General features: G+C 59.1%; 14 protein-coding genes. 3 read left to right on the top strand and 11 right to left on the bottom strand.

Going from position 1 to position 16,483, the window contains the following annotated elements:
- Positions 1–44 precede the first annotated feature (44 nt).
- The 10 genes from HRH33_RS24485 to HRH33_RS24440 form a co-directional block, all read right to left on the bottom strand.
- On the bottom strand, positions 45–1,610 hold the full coding sequence (locus HRH33_RS24485; RefSeq protein ID WP_167417624.1) for a SpoVR family protein: 1,566 nt from the start codon (positions 1,608–1,610) through the stop codon (positions 45–47).
- On the bottom strand, positions 1,607–2,878 hold the full coding sequence (locus tag HRH33_RS24480; RefSeq protein WP_034139548.1) for a YeaH/YhbH family protein: 1,272 nt from the start codon (positions 2,876–2,878) through the stop codon (positions 1,607–1,609). Before HRH33_RS24480 ends, HRH33_RS24485 begins: the two co-directional genes overlap by 4 nt.
- Before the next feature lie 115 nt (positions 2,879–2,993).
- The gene (locus tag HRH33_RS24475) at positions 2,994–4,916 is read right to left on the bottom strand and encodes a PrkA family serine protein kinase (RefSeq protein ID WP_167417623.1); all 1,923 of its coding nucleotides are present in this window, start codon (positions 4,914–4,916) and stop codon (positions 2,994–2,996) included.
- Between the two features lie 285 nt (positions 4,917–5,201).
- Positions 5,202–5,531 carry a thiosulfate sulfurtransferase GlpE gene (gene glpE, locus HRH33_RS24470; RefSeq protein ID WP_167417622.1) on the bottom strand — a complete coding sequence of 110 codons (330 nt, stop codon included), beginning with the start codon at positions 5,529–5,531 and terminating at the stop codon, positions 5,202–5,204.
- Between the two features lie 32 nt (positions 5,532–5,563).
- Positions 5,564–6,415, bottom strand: coding sequence for a symmetrical bis(5'-nucleosyl)-tetraphosphatase (locus HRH33_RS24465; protein WP_167417621.1), 852 nt, complete (start codon positions 6,413–6,415; stop codon positions 5,564–5,566).
- Complete coding sequence (apaG, locus tag HRH33_RS24460; RefSeq protein WP_034101069.1) at positions 6,415–6,795, bottom strand: Co2+/Mg2+ efflux protein ApaG; 381 nt, start codon at positions 6,793–6,795, stop codon at positions 6,415–6,417. Before apaG ends, HRH33_RS24465 begins: the two co-directional genes overlap by 1 nt.
- Positions 6,796–6,901: 106 nt before the next feature.
- Positions 6,902–7,714: a 16S rRNA (adenine(1518)-N(6)/adenine(1519)-N(6))-dimethyltransferase RsmA gene (rsmA, locus tag HRH33_RS24455; RefSeq protein ID WP_034101068.1), complete on the bottom strand. Its 813-nt coding sequence runs from the start codon at positions 7,712–7,714 to the stop codon at positions 6,902–6,904.
- Complete coding sequence (pdxA, locus tag HRH33_RS24450) at positions 7,711–8,700, bottom strand: 4-hydroxythreonine-4-phosphate dehydrogenase PdxA (RefSeq protein ID WP_167417620.1); 990 nt, start codon at positions 8,698–8,700, stop codon at positions 7,711–7,713. The genes rsmA and pdxA overlap by 4 nt, the downstream gene beginning before the upstream one ends.
- Complete coding sequence (locus HRH33_RS24445; RefSeq protein WP_167417619.1) at positions 8,697–10,037, bottom strand: peptidylprolyl isomerase; 1,341 nt, start codon at positions 10,035–10,037, stop codon at positions 8,697–8,699. The genes pdxA and HRH33_RS24445 overlap by 4 nt, the downstream gene beginning before the upstream one ends.
- On the bottom strand, positions 10,012–12,813 hold the full coding sequence (locus HRH33_RS24440) for an LPS-assembly protein LptD (protein ID WP_034139543.1): 2,802 nt from the start codon (positions 12,811–12,813) through the stop codon (positions 10,012–10,014). The genes HRH33_RS24445 and HRH33_RS24440 overlap by 26 nt, the downstream gene beginning before the upstream one ends.
- Positions 12,814–12,943: 130 nt before the next feature.
- Here HRH33_RS24440 and HRH33_RS24435 point away from each other — a divergent pair, with 130 nt between their 5' ends.
- Genes HRH33_RS24435 through HRH33_RS24425 form a run of 3 tightly spaced genes read left to right on the top strand, consistent with a single transcriptional unit; the run spans position 12,944 to position 15,409 of the window.
- Entirely contained in the window at positions 12,944–13,969 is a 1,026-nt protein-coding gene (locus HRH33_RS24435) for an aminoglycoside phosphotransferase family protein (protein ID WP_167417618.1), read from the top strand.
- Positions 13,966–14,640: an N-acetylmuramate alpha-1-phosphate uridylyltransferase MurU gene (murU, locus tag HRH33_RS24430; RefSeq protein ID WP_167417617.1), complete on the top strand. Its 675-nt coding sequence runs from the start codon at positions 13,966–13,968 to the stop codon at positions 14,638–14,640. The genes HRH33_RS24435 and murU overlap by 4 nt, the downstream gene beginning before the upstream one ends.
- 1 nt (position 14,641) lies before the next feature.
- On the top strand, positions 14,642–15,409 hold the full coding sequence (locus tag HRH33_RS24425) for a TerB family tellurite resistance protein (RefSeq protein WP_167417616.1): 768 nt from the start codon (positions 14,642–14,644) through the stop codon (positions 15,407–15,409).
- A 61-nt stretch (positions 15,410–15,470) separates the two neighbouring features.
- On the opposite strand, the gene HRH33_RS24420 is transcribed toward HRH33_RS24425, so the two are convergent.
- Positions 15,471–16,445 (bottom strand): alpha/beta hydrolase family protein, encoded by a 975-nt coding sequence (locus HRH33_RS24420; RefSeq protein WP_094064202.1) that lies wholly within the window; start codon positions 16,443–16,445, stop codon positions 15,471–15,473.
- Between the last annotated feature and the right edge of the window lie 38 nt (positions 16,446–16,483).

Raw genomic sequence — 16,483 nt, 5'->3', positions numbered from 1 at the left:
GCACAGGATACCGCCTGTGCCTGACCGATGGAGGCTTTGCTGCTTCAGAGATGCACGACGGCCATGTCCAGGCGGCCATAGTCGTTGTCATTGTGATCGCTGCGCGGCGGGACATGGTGGGTCTTCATGACCTGATCGCCTTGTAAGGTTTCCAGATGGATGTCGAAACCCCATAGTCGATGCAGGTGCTTGAGGACTTCATCGGTGGAATCGCCCAACGGTTTACGATCGTGCTGTTGATGGCGCAACGTCAGCGAGCGGTCGCCGCGTACATCGATGCTGTAGATCTGCACATTGGGTTCGCGATTGCCCAGGTTGTATTGCGCGGCCAGGGTTTCGCGGATGATGCGGTAACCCGTCTCGTCATGGATGGCCGGTACCACCAGATCGTCCTTGAGATCGTCATCCAGAATGCTGAACAGCTTGAGGTCGCGGATCACCTTGGGTGACAGGTACTGCAGGATAAAACTCTCATCCTTGAAGCTACTCATGGCGAACTTGATCGTGGAAAGCCAGTCACTGCCCGCGATTTCCGGGAACCAACGGCGATCCTCCTCGGTGGGGTTTTCGCACATGCGCCGAATATCACGGTACATGGCAAAGCCCAGCGCATAGGGGTTGATGCCGCTGTAATAGGGGCTGTCGAAACCCGGCTGGAACACCACGCTGGTGTGGGAAGTGAGGAACTCCATCATAAAACCGTCGGTAACCAGGCCTTCATCGTAAAGGTCGTTCATCAGCGTGTAGTGCCAGAAGGTTGCCCAGCCCTCATTCATTACCTGGGTCTGGCGTTGAGGGTAGAAGTACTGGGCGATCTTGCGCACGATACGCACGATTTCTCTTTGCCAGGGCTCCAGCAGCGGCGCGTGTTTTTCTAGGAAATACAGAATGTTTTCCTGGGGTTCGGCGGGGAAGCGAGCATTATCCTTATCGTTATTTTTGCCGGCGCGTTTTGGAATCGTGCGCCATAGATCATTGATCTGTTTTTGCAGATGCTCTTCGCGCTCTTTCTGGCGCAGGCGCTCTTCTTCGGCGGAAATCGGATAAGGCCTTTTGTAGCGGTCGACCCCGTAGTTCATCAGGGCATGGCAGGAGTCGAGCAGATCCTCCACCGCGTCGATGCCGTGGCGCTCTTCGCATTGCATGATGTACTGCTTGGCGAACACCAGGTAATCAATGATTGAACTGGCATCGGTCCAGGTGCGGAACAGGTAATTACCTTTGAAAAAACTGTTATGCCCATAGCAGGCGTGGGCCACGACCAGCGCCTGCATGCAGATGGTGTTTTCTTCCATCAGGTAAGCGATGCAGGGGTCGGAGTTGATGACGATTTCGTACGCCAGGCCCATCTGGCCGCGGCTGTAGGACTTCTCGGTGCTAAGGAAGTGTTTGCCGTATGACCAATGGTGGTAGCCCAGGGGCATGCCGACCGAGGCATAGGCGTCCATCATTTGTTCGGCGGTGATCACCTCGATCTGGTTGGGGTAAGTGTCCAGGGCATAACCCGCCGCAATACGGCTGATTTCCCGGTCATAGGCCTGGATCAGTTCAAAGGTCCATTCGGACCCGGTGGAGAGGGGTTGGCGCTTAGTCTCTTTTTTGGCGGTCATGTCACTAACCTGCGCTGGAAGAGTTCACGGAAGACCGGGTAGATATCGCCGGCCGAGACCAATTGCTGCTGGGCGAACGTGTCGGCAAACGCTTCGCCGATACGCTCGTACTCGAACCACAGGGCCTGGTGCTCACGGGGGGTAATTTCGACGTAAGTGTAGTACTGCACGAACGGCATGATCTGGTTGATCAGAATGTCACGGCAGATTGGCGAGTCGTCGTTCCAGTTATCGCCGTCCGAGGCCTGGGCGGCGTAGATATTCCATTCGTTGGCCGGGTAGCGCTCGGCCATGATCTCCTGCATCAGCTTCAAGGCACTGGACACAATGGTGCCGCCGGTTTCACGCGAGTAGAAAAACTCCTCTTCGTCGACTTCCCGCGCGCTGGTGTGATGGCGGATAAACACAACGTCAATCTTGTCGTAGTTCCGCTTGAGAAACAGGTACAGCAGGATAAAGAAACGTTTGGCGATGTCCTTGGTGGCCTGGGTCATGGAGCCGGACACGTCCATCAGGCAGAACATCACGGCCTTGGAGCTGGGATTGGGTTGTTTGACCAGCAAGTTGTATTTCAAATCGAATGTATCGAGAAACGGCACGCGGTGAATGCGCGCACTGAGTTTTTCGATTTCCGCCTCTACCTCCTGGATATCACCGAAGTTGTCCGGTTCATCCCGCTTCAAGCGCGCCAGTTCCTCTTTGGCCTGCTTCAGCTTGGCGCGGCTACTGCCTGACAAGGCAATCCGCCGCGCATGAGCTGAGCGCAGGGTGCGGATGATATTGATCCGTGAGGGGTTGCCTTCGTTGCTGATGCCGGCGCGCACGGTCTTGAAGGTGTCGGTGCCGGTCAGGTTGCGTTTGACCAGGTTAGGCAGTTCCAAATCCTCGAACATGAATTCGAGAAACTCCTCCTGAGTGATCTGGAACACGAACTCATCCATGCCCTCGCCAGAATTGCCGGCTTTGCCCGGACCCTTGCCGCCGCCACCGCCTGGGGGACGCTGGATATGCTCACCCGTGGTGAACTCCTTATTGCCAGGATGCACGACGGTCTGTTTGCCGCCTCTGCCGTGGTGCAGGACGGGTTCGTCGATGTCACGTCCGGGGATGCTGATTTGTTCGCCGTGCTCCATGTCCGTGATGGAACGGCGGCTGACGGCTTCTTCAACCGCCTTTTTAATGTGGTCACGGTAACGCCGCAGGAAACGCTGGCGGTTTACCGTGCTCTTGTTCTTGCCATTGAGGCGTCGGTCGATCACATAGCTCATGGGGCCCCTCCGGGGAGCTTCAAGTCGTGAGCTTCAAGCCGCAAGGCAGAGCCCACTGACGGGCTCTGTCGCTTTTCCCTTGCCGCGTGTCGCTAGAAGCTTACAGCTGCTTCTCTCACTGCGATTTCCGGACCCGCAGGTACCATTCCGAAAGAAGGCGTACCTGTTTGTCGGTATAGCCACGCTCGACCATTCGAGTAACGAAGTCGTTGTGTTTTTGCTGATCCTCCTTGCTGGCCTTGGCATTGAAACTGATGACCGGCAGCAGATCCTCGGTGTTGGAGAACATTTTCTTCTCGATAACCACCCGCAGCTTCTCGTAGCTGAGCCAGGTAGGGTTCTTGCCGTTGTTGTTGGCACGGGCGCGCAGTACGAAATTGACGATTTCGTTGCGGAAATCCTTCGGATTGCTGATGCCGGCAGGTTTTTCGATTTTTTCCAGTTCTTCGTTGAGCGCTACACGGTTGAGAATTTCGCCGGTTTCGGGGTCGCGGTACTCCTGATCCTGGATCCAGAAGTCCGCATACAGCACGTAGCGGTCGAAGATGTTCTGGCCGTACTCGCTGTAGGACTCCAGGTACGCAGTCTGGATTTCCTTGCCGATAAACTCGATATAGCGCGGTGCCAGGTATTCCTTGAGGAACCGCAGGTAACGTTCGCGGGTTTCTGCCTGGAACTGCTCCTGTTCGATCTGCTGTTCCAGCACATACAGCAAATGTACCGGGTTGGCGGCAACCTCGTGGGGATCGAAGTTGAACACTTTGGACAGGATCTTGAACGCGAAGCGGGTCGACAGGCCGTTCATGCCCTCGTCCACTCCAGCGGAGTCGCGATATTCCTGAATCGACTTGGCCTTGGGATCGGTGTCCTTGAGGTTCTCGCCGTCGTACACCCGCATTTTTGAGTAGATGTTGGAGTTTTCCGGTTCTTTGAGCCGCGACAGCACGGTGAACTGCGCCAGCATCTTCAGGGTGTCGGGCGCGCAATGAGCCTTGGACAGGGAGCTGTTGAACAGCAGCTTGTCGTAGATCTTGATCTCATCACTGACCCGCAGGCAGTACGGCACCTTGACGATGTAGATCCGATCGATGAACGCCTCGTTGTTCTTGTTATTGCGGAAGGTGTGCCATTCCGATTCGTTGGAGTGGGCCAGCAGGATGCCGGTAAATGGAATGGCGCCCAGGCCTTCGGTACTGTTGTAGTTGCCTTCCTGGGTCGCGGTAAGCAGTGGGTGCAGCACCTTGATCGGTGCCTTGAACATTTCCACGAACTCCATCAGGCCCTGGTTGGCTCGGCACAATGCGCCTGAGTAGCTGTAGGCGTCGGCGTCGTTCTGCGGGAATTCTTCCAGCTTGCGGATATCGACCTTGCCCACCAATGCGGAAATATCCTGGTTGTTCTCGTCCCCCGGTTCAGTCTTGGCCACGCCGATCTGATTGAGAATCGATGGATAAAGCTTCACCACGCGGAACTGGCTGATATCGCCGCCGAACTCGGCCAGGCGTTTGGTGGCCCAGGGTGACATGATGGTATTGAGATAGCGCCGTGGGATGCCGAAGTCTTCTTCGAGGATCGCGCCATCTTCCGTGGCGTTGAACAAGCCCAGGGGCGATTCGAACACCGGCGAACCCTTGATGGCGTAGAAGGGCACTTTCTCGATCAGTTGCTTGAGCTTTTCGGCCAGGGACGATTTGCCGCCGCCCACGGGGCCGAGCAGGTAGAGGATTTGTTTCTTCTCTTCCAGGCCTTGGGCGGCGTGGCGGAAGTAGGAGACGATCTGATCGATGCATTCTTCCATGCCATGGAAGTCTTCAAAGGCCGGGTAACGGCGGATCACCTTGTTGGAAAATATTCGCGACAGACGCGAATTGTTCGAGGTGTCTACCAGCTCCGGCTCACCGATGGCCAACAGCAGGCGCTCGGCGGCGGATGCGTAGGCACTGCGGTCCTGCTTGCACAGCTCGAGATACTCCTGAAGCGTGAGTTCCTCCTGCTGTGTGGATGCGAAGCGTTGTTGGAAGTGGCTAAAAATACTCATGACGTCGTCACCTCGCTCGATACGTGGAGCCGACGCCGGATCAATCAGTCGATGCTGGCAACCATCGACGATCGCCAATGGTTGTTTTCCCCCCAGAACACCCTGAAACGCTACCGATGACCCGCACGCCGGTGTACCGGCTCTCCCCTGATTCGGATGGCCTGCGCTTAAGGATAGTTCGGAATCGGAGAGGTCAAGGCGCGATACGTAATTAGTTTGACCGCGCCGTTCGTCAGAAACGGCGCGAGCCCAAGCGTCACGCGGGGTAGCGGGGTGTGAAAAAAATTATTGCGAATCGACTGATGCGATGTCTGCAGGAAAGGTCGCACGCCACAGCTCAAACCCGCCATCCAGGCTATAGACGTCGGAGAAGCCTTGATTGACCAGATACGCGGCTGCGCTCTGGCTGGAGTTACCGTGGTAGCACGCCACGATCACTGGTGCATCGAGGTCGGCGTCGCGGATAAAGTCAGCGATGTTGACGTTGTCCAAGTGCTTGGCGCCAGCAATGTGCGCAGCGGCGTAGGTCGGCTGGTCACGGATATCGACTACTACCGCGCCTTGCTCGCGCAGAGCCTTGGCTTGTTCGGGAGGGATACGTTTGAATTCGCTCATGGCGGGCTCCTTGGGCGGGCGGCAAGCGGCGTCTAGCGCTTGGCGGCGGCCGGCTGTGTAACGGGAAGAGGGGGTTGGCACTGGCAGCGATGGCGCTCGCCGGTGTCGATGTTCATCAGGGTCATGGCGCCGCCCCACACGCAACCGGTGTCGAGGGCAAACACGCCGGGCTCGTCGCACTGGCCTTCCAGGGCCGCCCAGTGGCCGAAGATGATCTTGGTGTCACGGGTCTTGCGTTCTTTATGGGCAAACCAGGGTTTATAGCCGGGCAATGCGGTGTCCGCGCCTTCCTTGCTCTTGAGGTCCAGTTTGCCCTCGGCGGTGCAGAAGCGCATGCGCGTGAAGTAGTTGGTGATGACCCGCAGTCGAGCGACGCCGGTGAGGTCGTTATCCCATTTAACCGGCTCGTTGCCGTACATGCCGTCCAGATAGGCGGTGTACAGGCTATCGTCGGCCAAAGCGTGCTCGACCTCGGCCGCACATTTAAGAGCTTTTTTCAGCGTCCATTGCGGCGCGATGCCGGCATGCACCAGCGCCATGCGGCGGCCTTCGTCGTAATGCATGATCTTTTGCCGACGCAGCCAGTCCAGCAGTTCGTCGCGGTCAGGTGCTTCGAGAATTTCCCGCAGCGTATCGCCTTTTTTCAGACGTTCGATGTTATTCGCCGCTGCCAGCAGGTGCAGGTCGTGATTGCCCAACACGCAAACCAACGAATGTCGCAGGTTATACAGGTAGCGCAGGGTTTCCAGCGACTCGGGGCCACGGTTGACCAAATCACCCACCAGCCACAGGCGATCATGCGCCGGGTCGAAGGCGACCCGTTGCAGTAGGCATTTGAGGGGCTCCAGGCAACCTTGCAGGTCACCGACCGCATACGTCGCCATCAGTGCAGGGCTCCGGGCACGGCGAGACGGAATGGTTTGATCATGGCGTCGAATAAATGACCGTCGGTGGCTTTCATTTGATAAGAGCCCTGCATGGTTCCGACTTTGGAGGTCATCACCGTGCCGCTGCTGTAAGTGTGGCTGGCGCCGCTGTCGATCAATGGCTGCTGGCCGACAACGCCGGCGCCGCGGACTTCTTCGACCTGGCCGTCACCGTCGGTAATCACCCAGTGGCGAGAGAGGAGTTTAGCCGGCACCAGCCCGTTGTTTTTCACCGTGATGGTGTAGGCAAAGGCGTAGCGGTTTTGTTCAGGTTGCGATTGTTCCGCCAGGAAGCGGGTGACGACGCTGACGTCGATCTGGTAGCGAGGATCGGACATGCAAGAGGCCTTAAAAGCAAAAGCGGAAGACAGCAGATGCGGATCAGTCTAGGCCAAGAGGTGGGCACTAGGCCAGACATGCCGTCTGGCCCATGCACAGCAGGTTTCAGTCTGCGGCTGGCGCAGGCTGGATGGCCAACTGGTCAGCCAGGCGCACGAACGCGGCCAGGTCCAGTTGCTCGGGGCGCAGGCTGCCGTCTACCCCGGCGGCTTCGATTTCGGCGTTGCTCAGCAGCGCCTTGAGCGTGTTGCGCAAAGTTTTGCGGCGCTGGTTGAACGCCTCGCGTACCACGCGCTCCAGTAAGCGATGATCCTTGGCCGGGTGTGGCAGCACGGCATGGGGGACCAGGCGTACGATGGCCGAATCAACTTTCGGCGGCGGGTTGAAGGCGCCCGGCCCAACGTTGAACAGGTGCTCGACGCGGCAGTGGTACTGAACCATGATCGACAGTCGACCCCAATCGCCGCCTCCAGGGCCAGCGGCCAGGCGCTCCACCACTTCTTTTTGCAGCATGAAGTGCATGTCGCGGATGATCCCTGCGTTGTTCAGCAGGTGGAAGATCAGGGGTGTGGAGATGTTGTAGGGCAGGTTGCCGACCACGCGCAGGCTATTAGGCGCGGCGTTGAGGCTATTGAAGTCGAACTTCAGCGCATCGCCCTGATGCAGGTTGAAGTTGGACTTGCCGGCGAATTGCTGATTGAGGATCGGGATCAGGTCCTTGTCCAACTCCACCACGTCCAACTGCCCGCCACTGGCCAGCAAGCCTTGGGTCAGTGCGCCCTGGCCTGGGCCGATTTCCAATAGGCGGTCTTCGGGCTTGGCGTGAATGGAGCGCAGGATGCGGTCGATCACGCCTGCGTCGTGCAGGAAATTCTGCCCGAAGCGCTTGCGCGCCCGGTGTTGGTAATGCTCGGTCATATACGGGTCTCGGCCATCTGATAGGCGGTTTCCAGGGCCACGTGCAGGCTGCCGGTATCGATCTTGCCGCTGCCCGCCAAGTCCAGGGCAGTGCCATGGTCGACGGAGGTACGGATGATCGGCAGGCCCAGGGTCACGTTGACGGCGGCGCCGAAGCCTTTGTATTTCAGCACCGGCAGCCCTTGGTCATGGTACATCGCCAGCACTGCGTCACAGTGCTCCAGATATTTGGGGGTAAACAGAGTGTCCGCGGGCAGTGGGCCGCGCAGGTCCATGCCTTCTTGGCGCAGACGCTCCAGGGTGGGTTCGATGATGTCGATTTCTTCATGGCCCAAGTGGCCGCCTTCGCCGGCGTGGGGGTTGAGCCCGCAGACCAGGATGCGCGGTTGGGCGATGCCGAATTTTTGGCGCAAGTCGGCATGCAAGATGCGCGTCACGCGCTCCAAACGCTCGGCGGTAATGGCGTCGGCAACTTCACGCAGCGGCAGGTGCGTGGTCACCAGGGCTACACGCAAGCCGCGGGTGGCAAGCATCATCACGACTTGTGTGGTGTGGGTCAGCTCGGCAAGGAACTCGGTGTGACCGGAAAACGCGATGCCGGACTCATTGATCACGCCCTTGTGCACCGGCGCGGTGATCATGCCCGCGAAGTCGCCATCGAGGCAGCCTTGCCCGGCGCGAGTCAGGGTTTGCAACACAAACGCCGCATTGGCCGTATCCAGCTGCCCGGCCACGACCTTGGCGTGCAGTGGGGTGTCCCACACATACAAGCTATCTGCCGGTGCCGGCACGTTGGGCCAGTTGCCCGGTGCCACGTCCAGCAAATCCACAGCCACACCCAGCTGCGCGGCCCGCTCAAGGAGCAGGTCGCGGCTGGTAATGGCAATCAGGGGGTGTGGCTGAGGTTGCGAGGCGAGCAGCAGGCACAGGTCTGGACCGATGCCGGCGGGCTCGCCGGGTGTCACCGCGAAACGCTGAGGTTTCACTGAACTGCCTGGTCGGTGCCTGTTTGCTCGGCGCCTGGCAGCTTGATTTCCACATAGGCCTCGTCACGGATCTGACGCAGCCAAGTTTGCAGCTCCTCATCGTACTTGCGGTTGCGCAGTACGTTCAGCGCTTGCTGTTCGCGGGCTTGGCTGGTGTTGTCGGTGGCGCGACGGCCAAGGACTTCCAGCACATGCCAGCCATATTGAGTCTTGAACGGCTTGGACAACACACCTTGCGGAGTATCGGCCATGACCTGCTGGAACTCTGGCACCAGCGCTTTCGGGTCGATCCAGTTCAGGTCGCCGCCGTTGAGGGCCGAACCCGGATCTTCCGAGAAGCTCTTGGCCAGGGTGGCGAAGTCTTCACCATTCTGGATGCGGTCGTAGATTTTCTGGGCCAATTCCTTGGTTTGCGCTTCGGTGCGGATTTCACTTGGTTTGACCAGGATGTGACGAACATGTACTTCGTCTTTCAACGAGGTTTGGCCACCACGACGCTCCAACAACTTCAGGATGATGAAACCGCCCGGCGTGCGCGCTGGTTGGGTAATGCCGCCCACTTCCATCGCACTCAGTTCACGGTCGAACGGCGGTGGCAATTGAGCGGCCTTACGCCAGCCCATATCACCGCCTTCAAGGGCGTTGTCGCTGCCGGACTGGGCGATAGCCATTTGCGCAAAATCAGCACCGGCCTTGAGGCGATCATAAATCGCTTGGGTCTTGGCGGCGGCTGCATTGAGCTGTTCGGAGTTGGCGCTGTCCGGTGTCGGAATCAGAATATTGGCCAGGTGCAGTTCTTCGGAAAGCTGCATCTTGCCCAGGTCCGAGGCCAGGAAGTTCTTCACCTCCTGCTCGGACACCTGAACCCGCTCGGCCACACGGCGCTGACGTACACGGCTGATGATCATCTCACGGCGGATCTGATCACGGGCATCTTCATAGGACAGGCCGTCACGCGCCAGGGCGGCGCGGAACTGGTCGATGCTCATATTGTTGCGCTGAGCAATCGTGCCTACCGCCTGGTTCAACTCTTCGTCCGAGATGCGAATGCCGGAACGTTCGCCGATCTGCAGTTGCAGGTTCTCGACGATCAAGCGTTCCAGTACCTGTTGATCCAGGACGCTGGTAGGTGGCACGCCACCGCCACGCTTGGCGATGGTTTGCTGAACTTCCTTGACCCGTTGGTCCAGTTGGCTCTGCATGATCACGTCGTTATCGACAATGGCCACGACCTTGTCCAGCGGCTGGACCGCGGCATGCGCCGCTGCGGTTCCCAGGAACAGCGCGCCCAGCAGGAGCGGGCGCAGACAATCAGAAAGCTTGATCTTCACGTTCACGATAACCTTGAATGCCTTTGTCGAGGAAGCTCTCTACCTTGGCGCCGGTCAGGCCGCCGAGTCCTTTGAGGACGATCTGGAAGAAGAGCCCGTGGTCACCCTTTTCGTTAAGCGGGGCGAGCTGGGTATATTCGTCGTTGGAAACCCAGTAACGGTTGATGACACGCAATTTCCAGCAGCAGTTGTCGTACTCGAAACCACCAAACGCTTCCAGGGTGCGGTTGCGGGCATAGTCATACTGCCAACGGGTAATCAGGTTCCACTGTGGAATGATCGGCCACATCATCGAGAAGTCGTGTTGTTGGATTTTGTAGTAATCCTTCACGAAGTTCGGTTGACCTTCGGTGCCGTAGTCCCCACCGAACTGCCATTTGCCAGTCAGCTGGTTGTAGACCACCTGGTCGTTGCGATAGCGATAACCAAGGTTGACCACCTTGTTGGGGTTGTCTTCCGGCTGGTAGTGGAACATTGCGCTGCCGGAGCGGGCACTGTGCTCTTCTGTGTCCCAGTTGTAATCGGCAGTGGCACGCCAGTCGCGGTTGAAGCGGAACTCATATTCCAAGGCGACAGGGGATACGTCGGACTGTGCATCGGCACGGTCAGCGGCCAGTACGCCTGGAAGTTGAACTTCACGGTCCTTGAAGTAAATCGCCTGGCCGACGCTGACGCGCTGACGCTCGAAACCGTTCTCTTCGATCCAGCGGCTGGTTACGCCCAGGGACAGTTTGTTCTCGTCGCCGATCCGGTCAGAGCCGCTGAAGCGGTTGTCGCGGAACAGCGAGCCGTAGCTGAATGCGTACTCGCTGGTGTCGAAGACAGGAATATCGCTCTGGTCCTTGTTCGGGACGTAGAGGTAGTAAGCACGCGGTTCGAGGGTCTGGTTGTAGGCTTTGCCGAACCAGTTGGTCTGGCGGTCGAAGTACAGGCCGCTGTCCACGCTGGCAATGGGCACCGCACGATCTTGAGAGCTTTTGAAGGTTTGACCGGCATTCGCCATCTGCGACTTGCCTGTTCCGTCCAGGTCCAGATCGTATTTGGTATAGACGTACTTGAGCTTCGGTGTAATGAAGCCGTAGGTCCAGTTCATTGGGTAATCAACGGCTGGGGCAACATTAAGTCGAGTGCCATTAGCACGTGTTAGGCCTGTGACGTTTTCATCAAGGCGTCTTTCACCAAAGGTGCCATCTGAATTGGCAGGGCCGCCATCTTTGTCAAGAACCCTACCGCTGCGCAGGTCTCGATCAAATCTTACGGCTTCTGTTTCATAACTGAAGTTCAGTCCGCCTGGATGATAAGGCAGTGCACCATTGAAGGTGATTTGCGGCAGTCTGTCGTACGGCGTTATCTGGGAAATAGTTGCCAGTTGGTAAGCTTGAAGATTCAAGCGAGCCTGATAAGAATCACCGCGATAGGTAACGGATCCCTGCTGATTGAGGAAGTCCTGGGATTCCACGCCGATTTGGTTACTTTTCAAATCTTGAAAGTAGAACGGATCGCTGATCTTGGTGTAATCGACCTGAGTCGACAACCGCGAATCCAACCCACCCTTATGCTGCCAATTGAGCATATAGCGGGTTTTTTCGTAATCGGTCTGCTTGCTGCGCTCGTCGCTGTCGTCGTTCAGGTACGCGCCGCCGAACTGGCCTTCGCTGGACTTGGTGAGGTAGCGGAACTCGCCTTCCATCAACAGGCCGCGCTTGGTCATGTATTGCGGGTACAACGTGGCGTCATAGTTCGGCGCCAGGTTGAAGTAGTACGGCGTGGTCAGCGCAAAGCCCGTTTCGCCACCAGTGGCGAAGCTCGGCGGCAGGAAGCCGGACTGACGACGATCGTCGATCGGGAAGTAGATATAAGGCGTATACAGGATCGGGATGTTCTTGACCCGCAACGTCGCGTTGGTCGCCGTACCGAAACCGGTGGCCGGGTTCAACGTGATGTTATTGCCTTTGAGCTGCCAGGCGTTGCTGTCCGGCTCGCAGGTGGTGTACGTACCGTCCTTGAGACGGATGATCGCGTTTTCGGCACGCTTGGCGTACAGCGCGCTGCCGCGGATGCGCGACTTGTGCATCACATATTCGGCGTTGTCGATCTGGGCGGCGCCGGTGTCCAACTGAACTTGGGCGTGGTCGCCGACGATCAGTGCACCGTTGTCACGCAGACGCACATTGCCGTTCAGCTCGCCACGGTTCTCGGCCTGGTACAGGCTGGCTTCCTGGGATTCGAGCTGCATGCTGCCCTGGCGCATGACGACGTCACCGGCCAGGGTCGCAACTTGCGATTCCTGCTCGTAACGAGAGGCCTTGGCGCCGATGAAGGTCGGCGCGTCGCTCTTGTTGGTCTTGTCGTTCATGCCAGGACGTGTCGGTTCGACGTACGCACCGGCGCAGTAAGGACCGGTTTCGGCCAGTTGGGCCGCGGTCAACTTTTCGCGAGGCACCCAGTCCAAGTGGCTATAGTCGGCGCTGCGCGAGCGCAGGCCGCGGCCCTTGGCTTCGGTGACCAGTGCGGTCTTGGGCTCGGCCTCAGCGCTGCCACCGGCATCGGCTTGCGCCGTGCTGTTGGCCGAGCTGACGGCTGCACCGTCATGCACCGGGCGCGGTGGTAGCGGGGCAGCGGCGGTTTTCGGCGCGCAATCCCAGGCACCCGAAGCAGAGACTGAGCAGTCATACTGTTCCGCGGCGACCACGAATGAGGTGGCGAAAGGTTGCATGGCCAGCAGACTGCCGGTTACCAGCAACGGAAATTTTCTACGAAACGCGGGGGATTTCAATGCCATCTTATTAGTCCGGGCTTCCTGCGTGCCATCTGCCCGCGGTGTGGGCCGCACGCCTCTCGATGGTCTGAAAAAGATGCGTGATAATAAAGCATGACCCGCTTGACGGCTAGCGCCGTCGGAGACCCTTGTAATGCCCGAGCAAGATCTACGTTTACAACAGCTGGAAGTCTGGCTGGATGAGCAGTTGCCGATCCTTTTCAACGCTCACGGCTGGGGTGCCGTACCCCCGGCCACATTGACCGCGGCCAGCAGCGACGCGAGTTTCAGGCGCTATTTCCGTTGGGAGGGAGGTGGCCGAACTTTCGTGGTCATGGATGCGCCACCCCCCCAGGAAAACTGCAAACCTTTCGTCGATATCGCGCATTTACTTGCGAGGTCTGGGATAAATGTTCCGAAAATTTATGCAGAAGATCTGCCGCGAGGCTTTCTTTTGCTCAATGACCTGGGCACAAAAACCTACCTGGACGTGATCGACGAGCACAACGCCGATCAATTATTCGCCGAGGCCATCGATGCCTTGCTGGCTTTCCAGCAATTGCCGATGGATGCGCCGCTGCCCAGTTATGACGTCGCCTTGCTGCGGCGCGAGCTGGAACTGTTTCCCGAGTGGTACGTGCGCCGACACCTGGGTATCGAATTGGATACCCACCAACAAGCCCTCTGGCAGTGCGTCAGCGATCGGTTGATCGACAGCGCCCTGGCGCAGCCCAAAGTGCTGGTGCACCGCGACTATATGCCGCGCAACCTGATGATCAGCGAGCCCAACCCCGGCGTGCTGGATTTCCAGGATGCGGTTTATGGTCCGGTCACCTACGACATCACTTGTCTGTTCAAAGACGCCTTTCTTAGTTGGCCCCAGGCCCGCGTGCGGGAATGGCAGCGTGGTTATTGGGCGCAGGCCATGAAACTTGGCATCCCGGTGCAATCGGACTTCGATGAATTCCTGCGCGCCAGCGACTTGATGGGCGTGCAGCGCCATCTCAAGGTCATCGGCATTTTTGCGCGTATCTGCCACCGCGACGGCAAGCCTCGCTATCTGGCCGACGTGCCGCGCTTCTTCGCTTATATAGAAGCGGTAGTGGCTGAGCGTCCGCAGTTGAGTGAACTATCCGAGCTGTTGGTCAGCCTGCGCCAGCCGGCCGAGGCCGTTGTATGAAGGCCATGATCCTGGCCGCGGGCAAAGGCGAGCGGATGCGTCCGCTCACTTTGCACACCCCCAAGCCATTGGTGCAGGCCGGTGGCAAGCGCCTGATCGAGTATCACCTGGAGGCGCTGGCCAAGGCCGGCTTCACCGACGTCGTGATCAACCACGCCTGGCTCGGTCAGCAGATCGAAAGTTATCTGGGCGACGGCGCGCAATTCGGGCTGCGCATCCGTTACTCCCCGGAGGGCGAGCCGCTGGAGACCGGCGGAGGGATTTTCCAGGCACTGCCATTGCTGGGGGATCAACCTTTTCTGGTGGTCAATGGCGATATCTGGACTGACTACGATTTCGCCCAGCTCAAGCAACCGCTCAAGGGGCTGGCGCATCTGGTGATGGTCGATAACCCGGCGCATCACCCTTCGGGCGGTGATTTTTACCTGGATCACGGTCTGCTTCATGATGCGGCGCCCGGTGCCGATAACCTGACCTTCAGTGGCATTTCCGTGCTCGACCCCAAGTTGTTTGAGGGTTGCAGCGTGGGTGCCTTCAAGTTGGCGCCGCTGCTGCGCGCAGCCATGGCGAAAGGTCAGGTAACGGGGGAGCACATGGCAGGACGCTGGATTGATGTCGGTACGCTGGAGCGCCTGGCGCAAGTCGAATCCCTGCTCATAGCGGGGCAGTAACATGTTGTGGCCAGGGACGCTGATCGGCGCCGGGGCTGGCTATGCCATTGCCAGTATTCCGGGGGCTTTGTTGGGGGCACTGCTGGGGCAGGCGCTGGATCGTCGCCTGCAACTGCACAGTTGGGCGCAGTTGCGCGAGCGCCTGGGCGGTCGCCCGGCGTTACGCAATGACGAATTGCTGTTTGTGTTGCTGGGGCGGCTGGCCAAGAGCAATGGCCGCGTGGTGGATGGGCATATTCAGCAGGCGCGGCAGGAAATGCGCGCCCTGGACATGACCGAATCAGCTCAGCGGCGTGCGATTGCGGCCTTCAATCGGGGCAAATCCGGGTCCGACCGGGTGCGCAGATACTTGCGTGTGCTCAAGGCTCAGCCCCATGCGGCCGAAGGCGTGCTGCGCGCCTGCTGGCGGATGGTCTGGGCGGACGGCCGTGCGGATGACGCCGAGCGCGACTTGATCGAGCAGTGGGGGCGCTGGCTCGGCTGGACGCCGCAACAACTCAAGGCGCTGGCCGCTGACTACGCGCCCGAGCGCAAGCCGTTGGTCAATCGCAGCGCATCGTATCAGGACGCCCTGCGGTTGCTGGGGGTGACGGCCACCGCGGACCCGTCAACGATTAAGCGCGCCTACCGTCGCCTGCTCAGCCGTCACCATCCGGACAAAATCGCCGGCACCGGCGCCAGCCCAGCGCAGGTACGCGAGGCCACCGAGCGCACCCGCGAGTTGCACAACGCCTATGCGTTGATTCGCGAACGCCGGGATTTTCGTTAGTCGCCACCGTTGAAGATAGAACTCCTATCAAAATATGGGAGGGGGCTTGCCCCCTCCCACTTCAGTCTTGTGTCGTTTGGGGGCTCAACCAGCCTCTGATCCTGCGATACAGCTGTTCCTGCTCGGCGGCGCTGTTGCCGGGTAGGGTCTTGAGCGACACCTGTTTATAGCCGTCATTCTTCAACCGCTTGGCCGCCTGCAGGCGAGCCATGGCGTTTTTGCTGGACTGTGTGTTGTCTTGATAGAAAACGTCGGCAGTCGGCATTTTCAGGCCGGGGGCCAGTTGCTGCACGTCCGGCTGACGGCCATTGGGTGTCTTGGCGTCGACCATGACGAACTTCTGCACCTGGGACGGTTGCTTCTCGGTCAAGTAGCGCGCCGCCCACCAAGCTCCGGTGCCATGGCCGAGCAGCACTACACTGCGCGCACTCTGGGTTTGGGCGAAGGCCACGGCGGCGTCGATGCGATCAAAAATGCGCGAGGCATCGGTCTTATCCTGCTCGTCGGCGCCCGGAACCACCGACGGGTCGGTGCCCTCGGCTTCGGCGCTGGCGGCTTGCTCGATGGGTTTATCCGCGGTGCTGGCTTCTTTGCTGCTGGTGTCGACCGTGGCTTTGGGAGCTTCCATAACGCGCGGCGGCAGGGTGTCTAGGCTCACATCCGGCAACGACAGGCTCAGGCTGCCCCAGTCGGCATCCGGCAATTTGCGGCGTAAAGGGCCGATTGCTTGCGGCCAGTCAGCATTTTCCCCAGCGCCCGGTACGATAATCACCACGCCCTCCGGTTCGGCGCTGTTGGCGGGTTTCCACAGGGCTAGGAAGGAATCGCTGCCGGCCTGCAATTGCTGCTGCTCTTGTTGTGGGATTGTGCGTTCCAGGGCGCTGGCTTCAGCCTGGCTGCGCTCCGGCAGCGGCTGGCGCTCTACGGGTTTTTCGGCTTCTGGCGCGGGAGCGTCAGCGGCCTGTACAGAAAAGGCACTGGTAAAGAGCAGCGACAGGCACAATGCTGGCAGTGCCGAACGGTGGTGAAAGGGCATCGTTAATTCCCGGCCAGAAGTGATTCCAGCAGCCTAAT

This window comes from Pseudomonas rhodesiae, assembly GCF_013285305.1.
GTDB lineage: Bacteria > Pseudomonadota > Gammaproteobacteria > Pseudomonadales > Pseudomonadaceae > Aquipseudomonas > Aquipseudomonas rhodesiae.
This window is presented reverse-complemented; position numbering and strand designations above follow the sequence as displayed.

What these genes read in the sequence shown, in the direction of transcription:
- HRH33_RS24485 (WP_167417624.1), bottom strand. Translation starts at nt 1,610, where the DNA reads ATGACCGCCAAAAAAGAGACTAAGCGCCAACCCCTCTCCACCGGGTCC.
- HRH33_RS24480 (WP_034139548.1), bottom strand. Translation starts at nt 2,878, where the DNA reads ATGAGCTATGTGATCGACCGACGCCTCAATGGCAAGAACAAGAGCACG.
- HRH33_RS24475 (WP_167417623.1), bottom strand. Translation starts at nt 4,916, where the DNA reads ATGAGTATTTTTAGCCACTTCCAACAACGCTTCGCATCCACACAGCAG.
- glpE (WP_167417622.1), bottom strand. Translation starts at nt 5,531, where the DNA reads ATGAGCGAATTCAAACGTATCCCTCCCGAACAAGCCAAGGCTCTGCGC.
- HRH33_RS24465 (WP_167417621.1), bottom strand. Translation starts at nt 6,415, where the DNA reads ATGGCGACGTATGCGGTCGGTGACCTGCAAGGTTGCCTGGAGCCCCTC.
- apaG (WP_034101069.1), bottom strand. Translation starts at nt 6,795, where the DNA reads ATGTCCGATCCTCGCTACCAGATCGACGTCAGCGTCGTCACCCGCTTC.
- rsmA (WP_034101068.1), bottom strand. Translation starts at nt 7,714, where the DNA reads ATGACCGAGCATTACCAACACCGGGCGCGCAAGCGCTTCGGGCAGAAT.
- HRH33_RS24440 (WP_034139543.1), bottom strand. Translation starts at nt 12,813, where the DNA reads ATGGCATTGAAATCCCCCGCGTTTCGTAGAAAATTTCCGTTGCTGGTA.
- HRH33_RS24435 (WP_167417618.1), top strand. Translation starts at nt 12,944, where the DNA reads ATGCCCGAGCAAGATCTACGTTTACAACAGCTGGAAGTCTGGCTGGAT.
- murU (WP_167417617.1), top strand. Translation starts at nt 13,966, where the DNA reads ATGAAGGCCATGATCCTGGCCGCGGGCAAAGGCGAGCGGATGCGTCCG.
- HRH33_RS24425 (WP_167417616.1), top strand. Translation starts at nt 14,642, where the DNA reads ATGTTGTGGCCAGGGACGCTGATCGGCGCCGGGGCTGGCTATGCCATT.
- HRH33_RS24420 (WP_094064202.1), bottom strand. Translation starts at nt 16,445, where the DNA reads ATGCCCTTTCACCACCGTTCGGCACTGCCAGCATTGTGCCTGTCGCTG.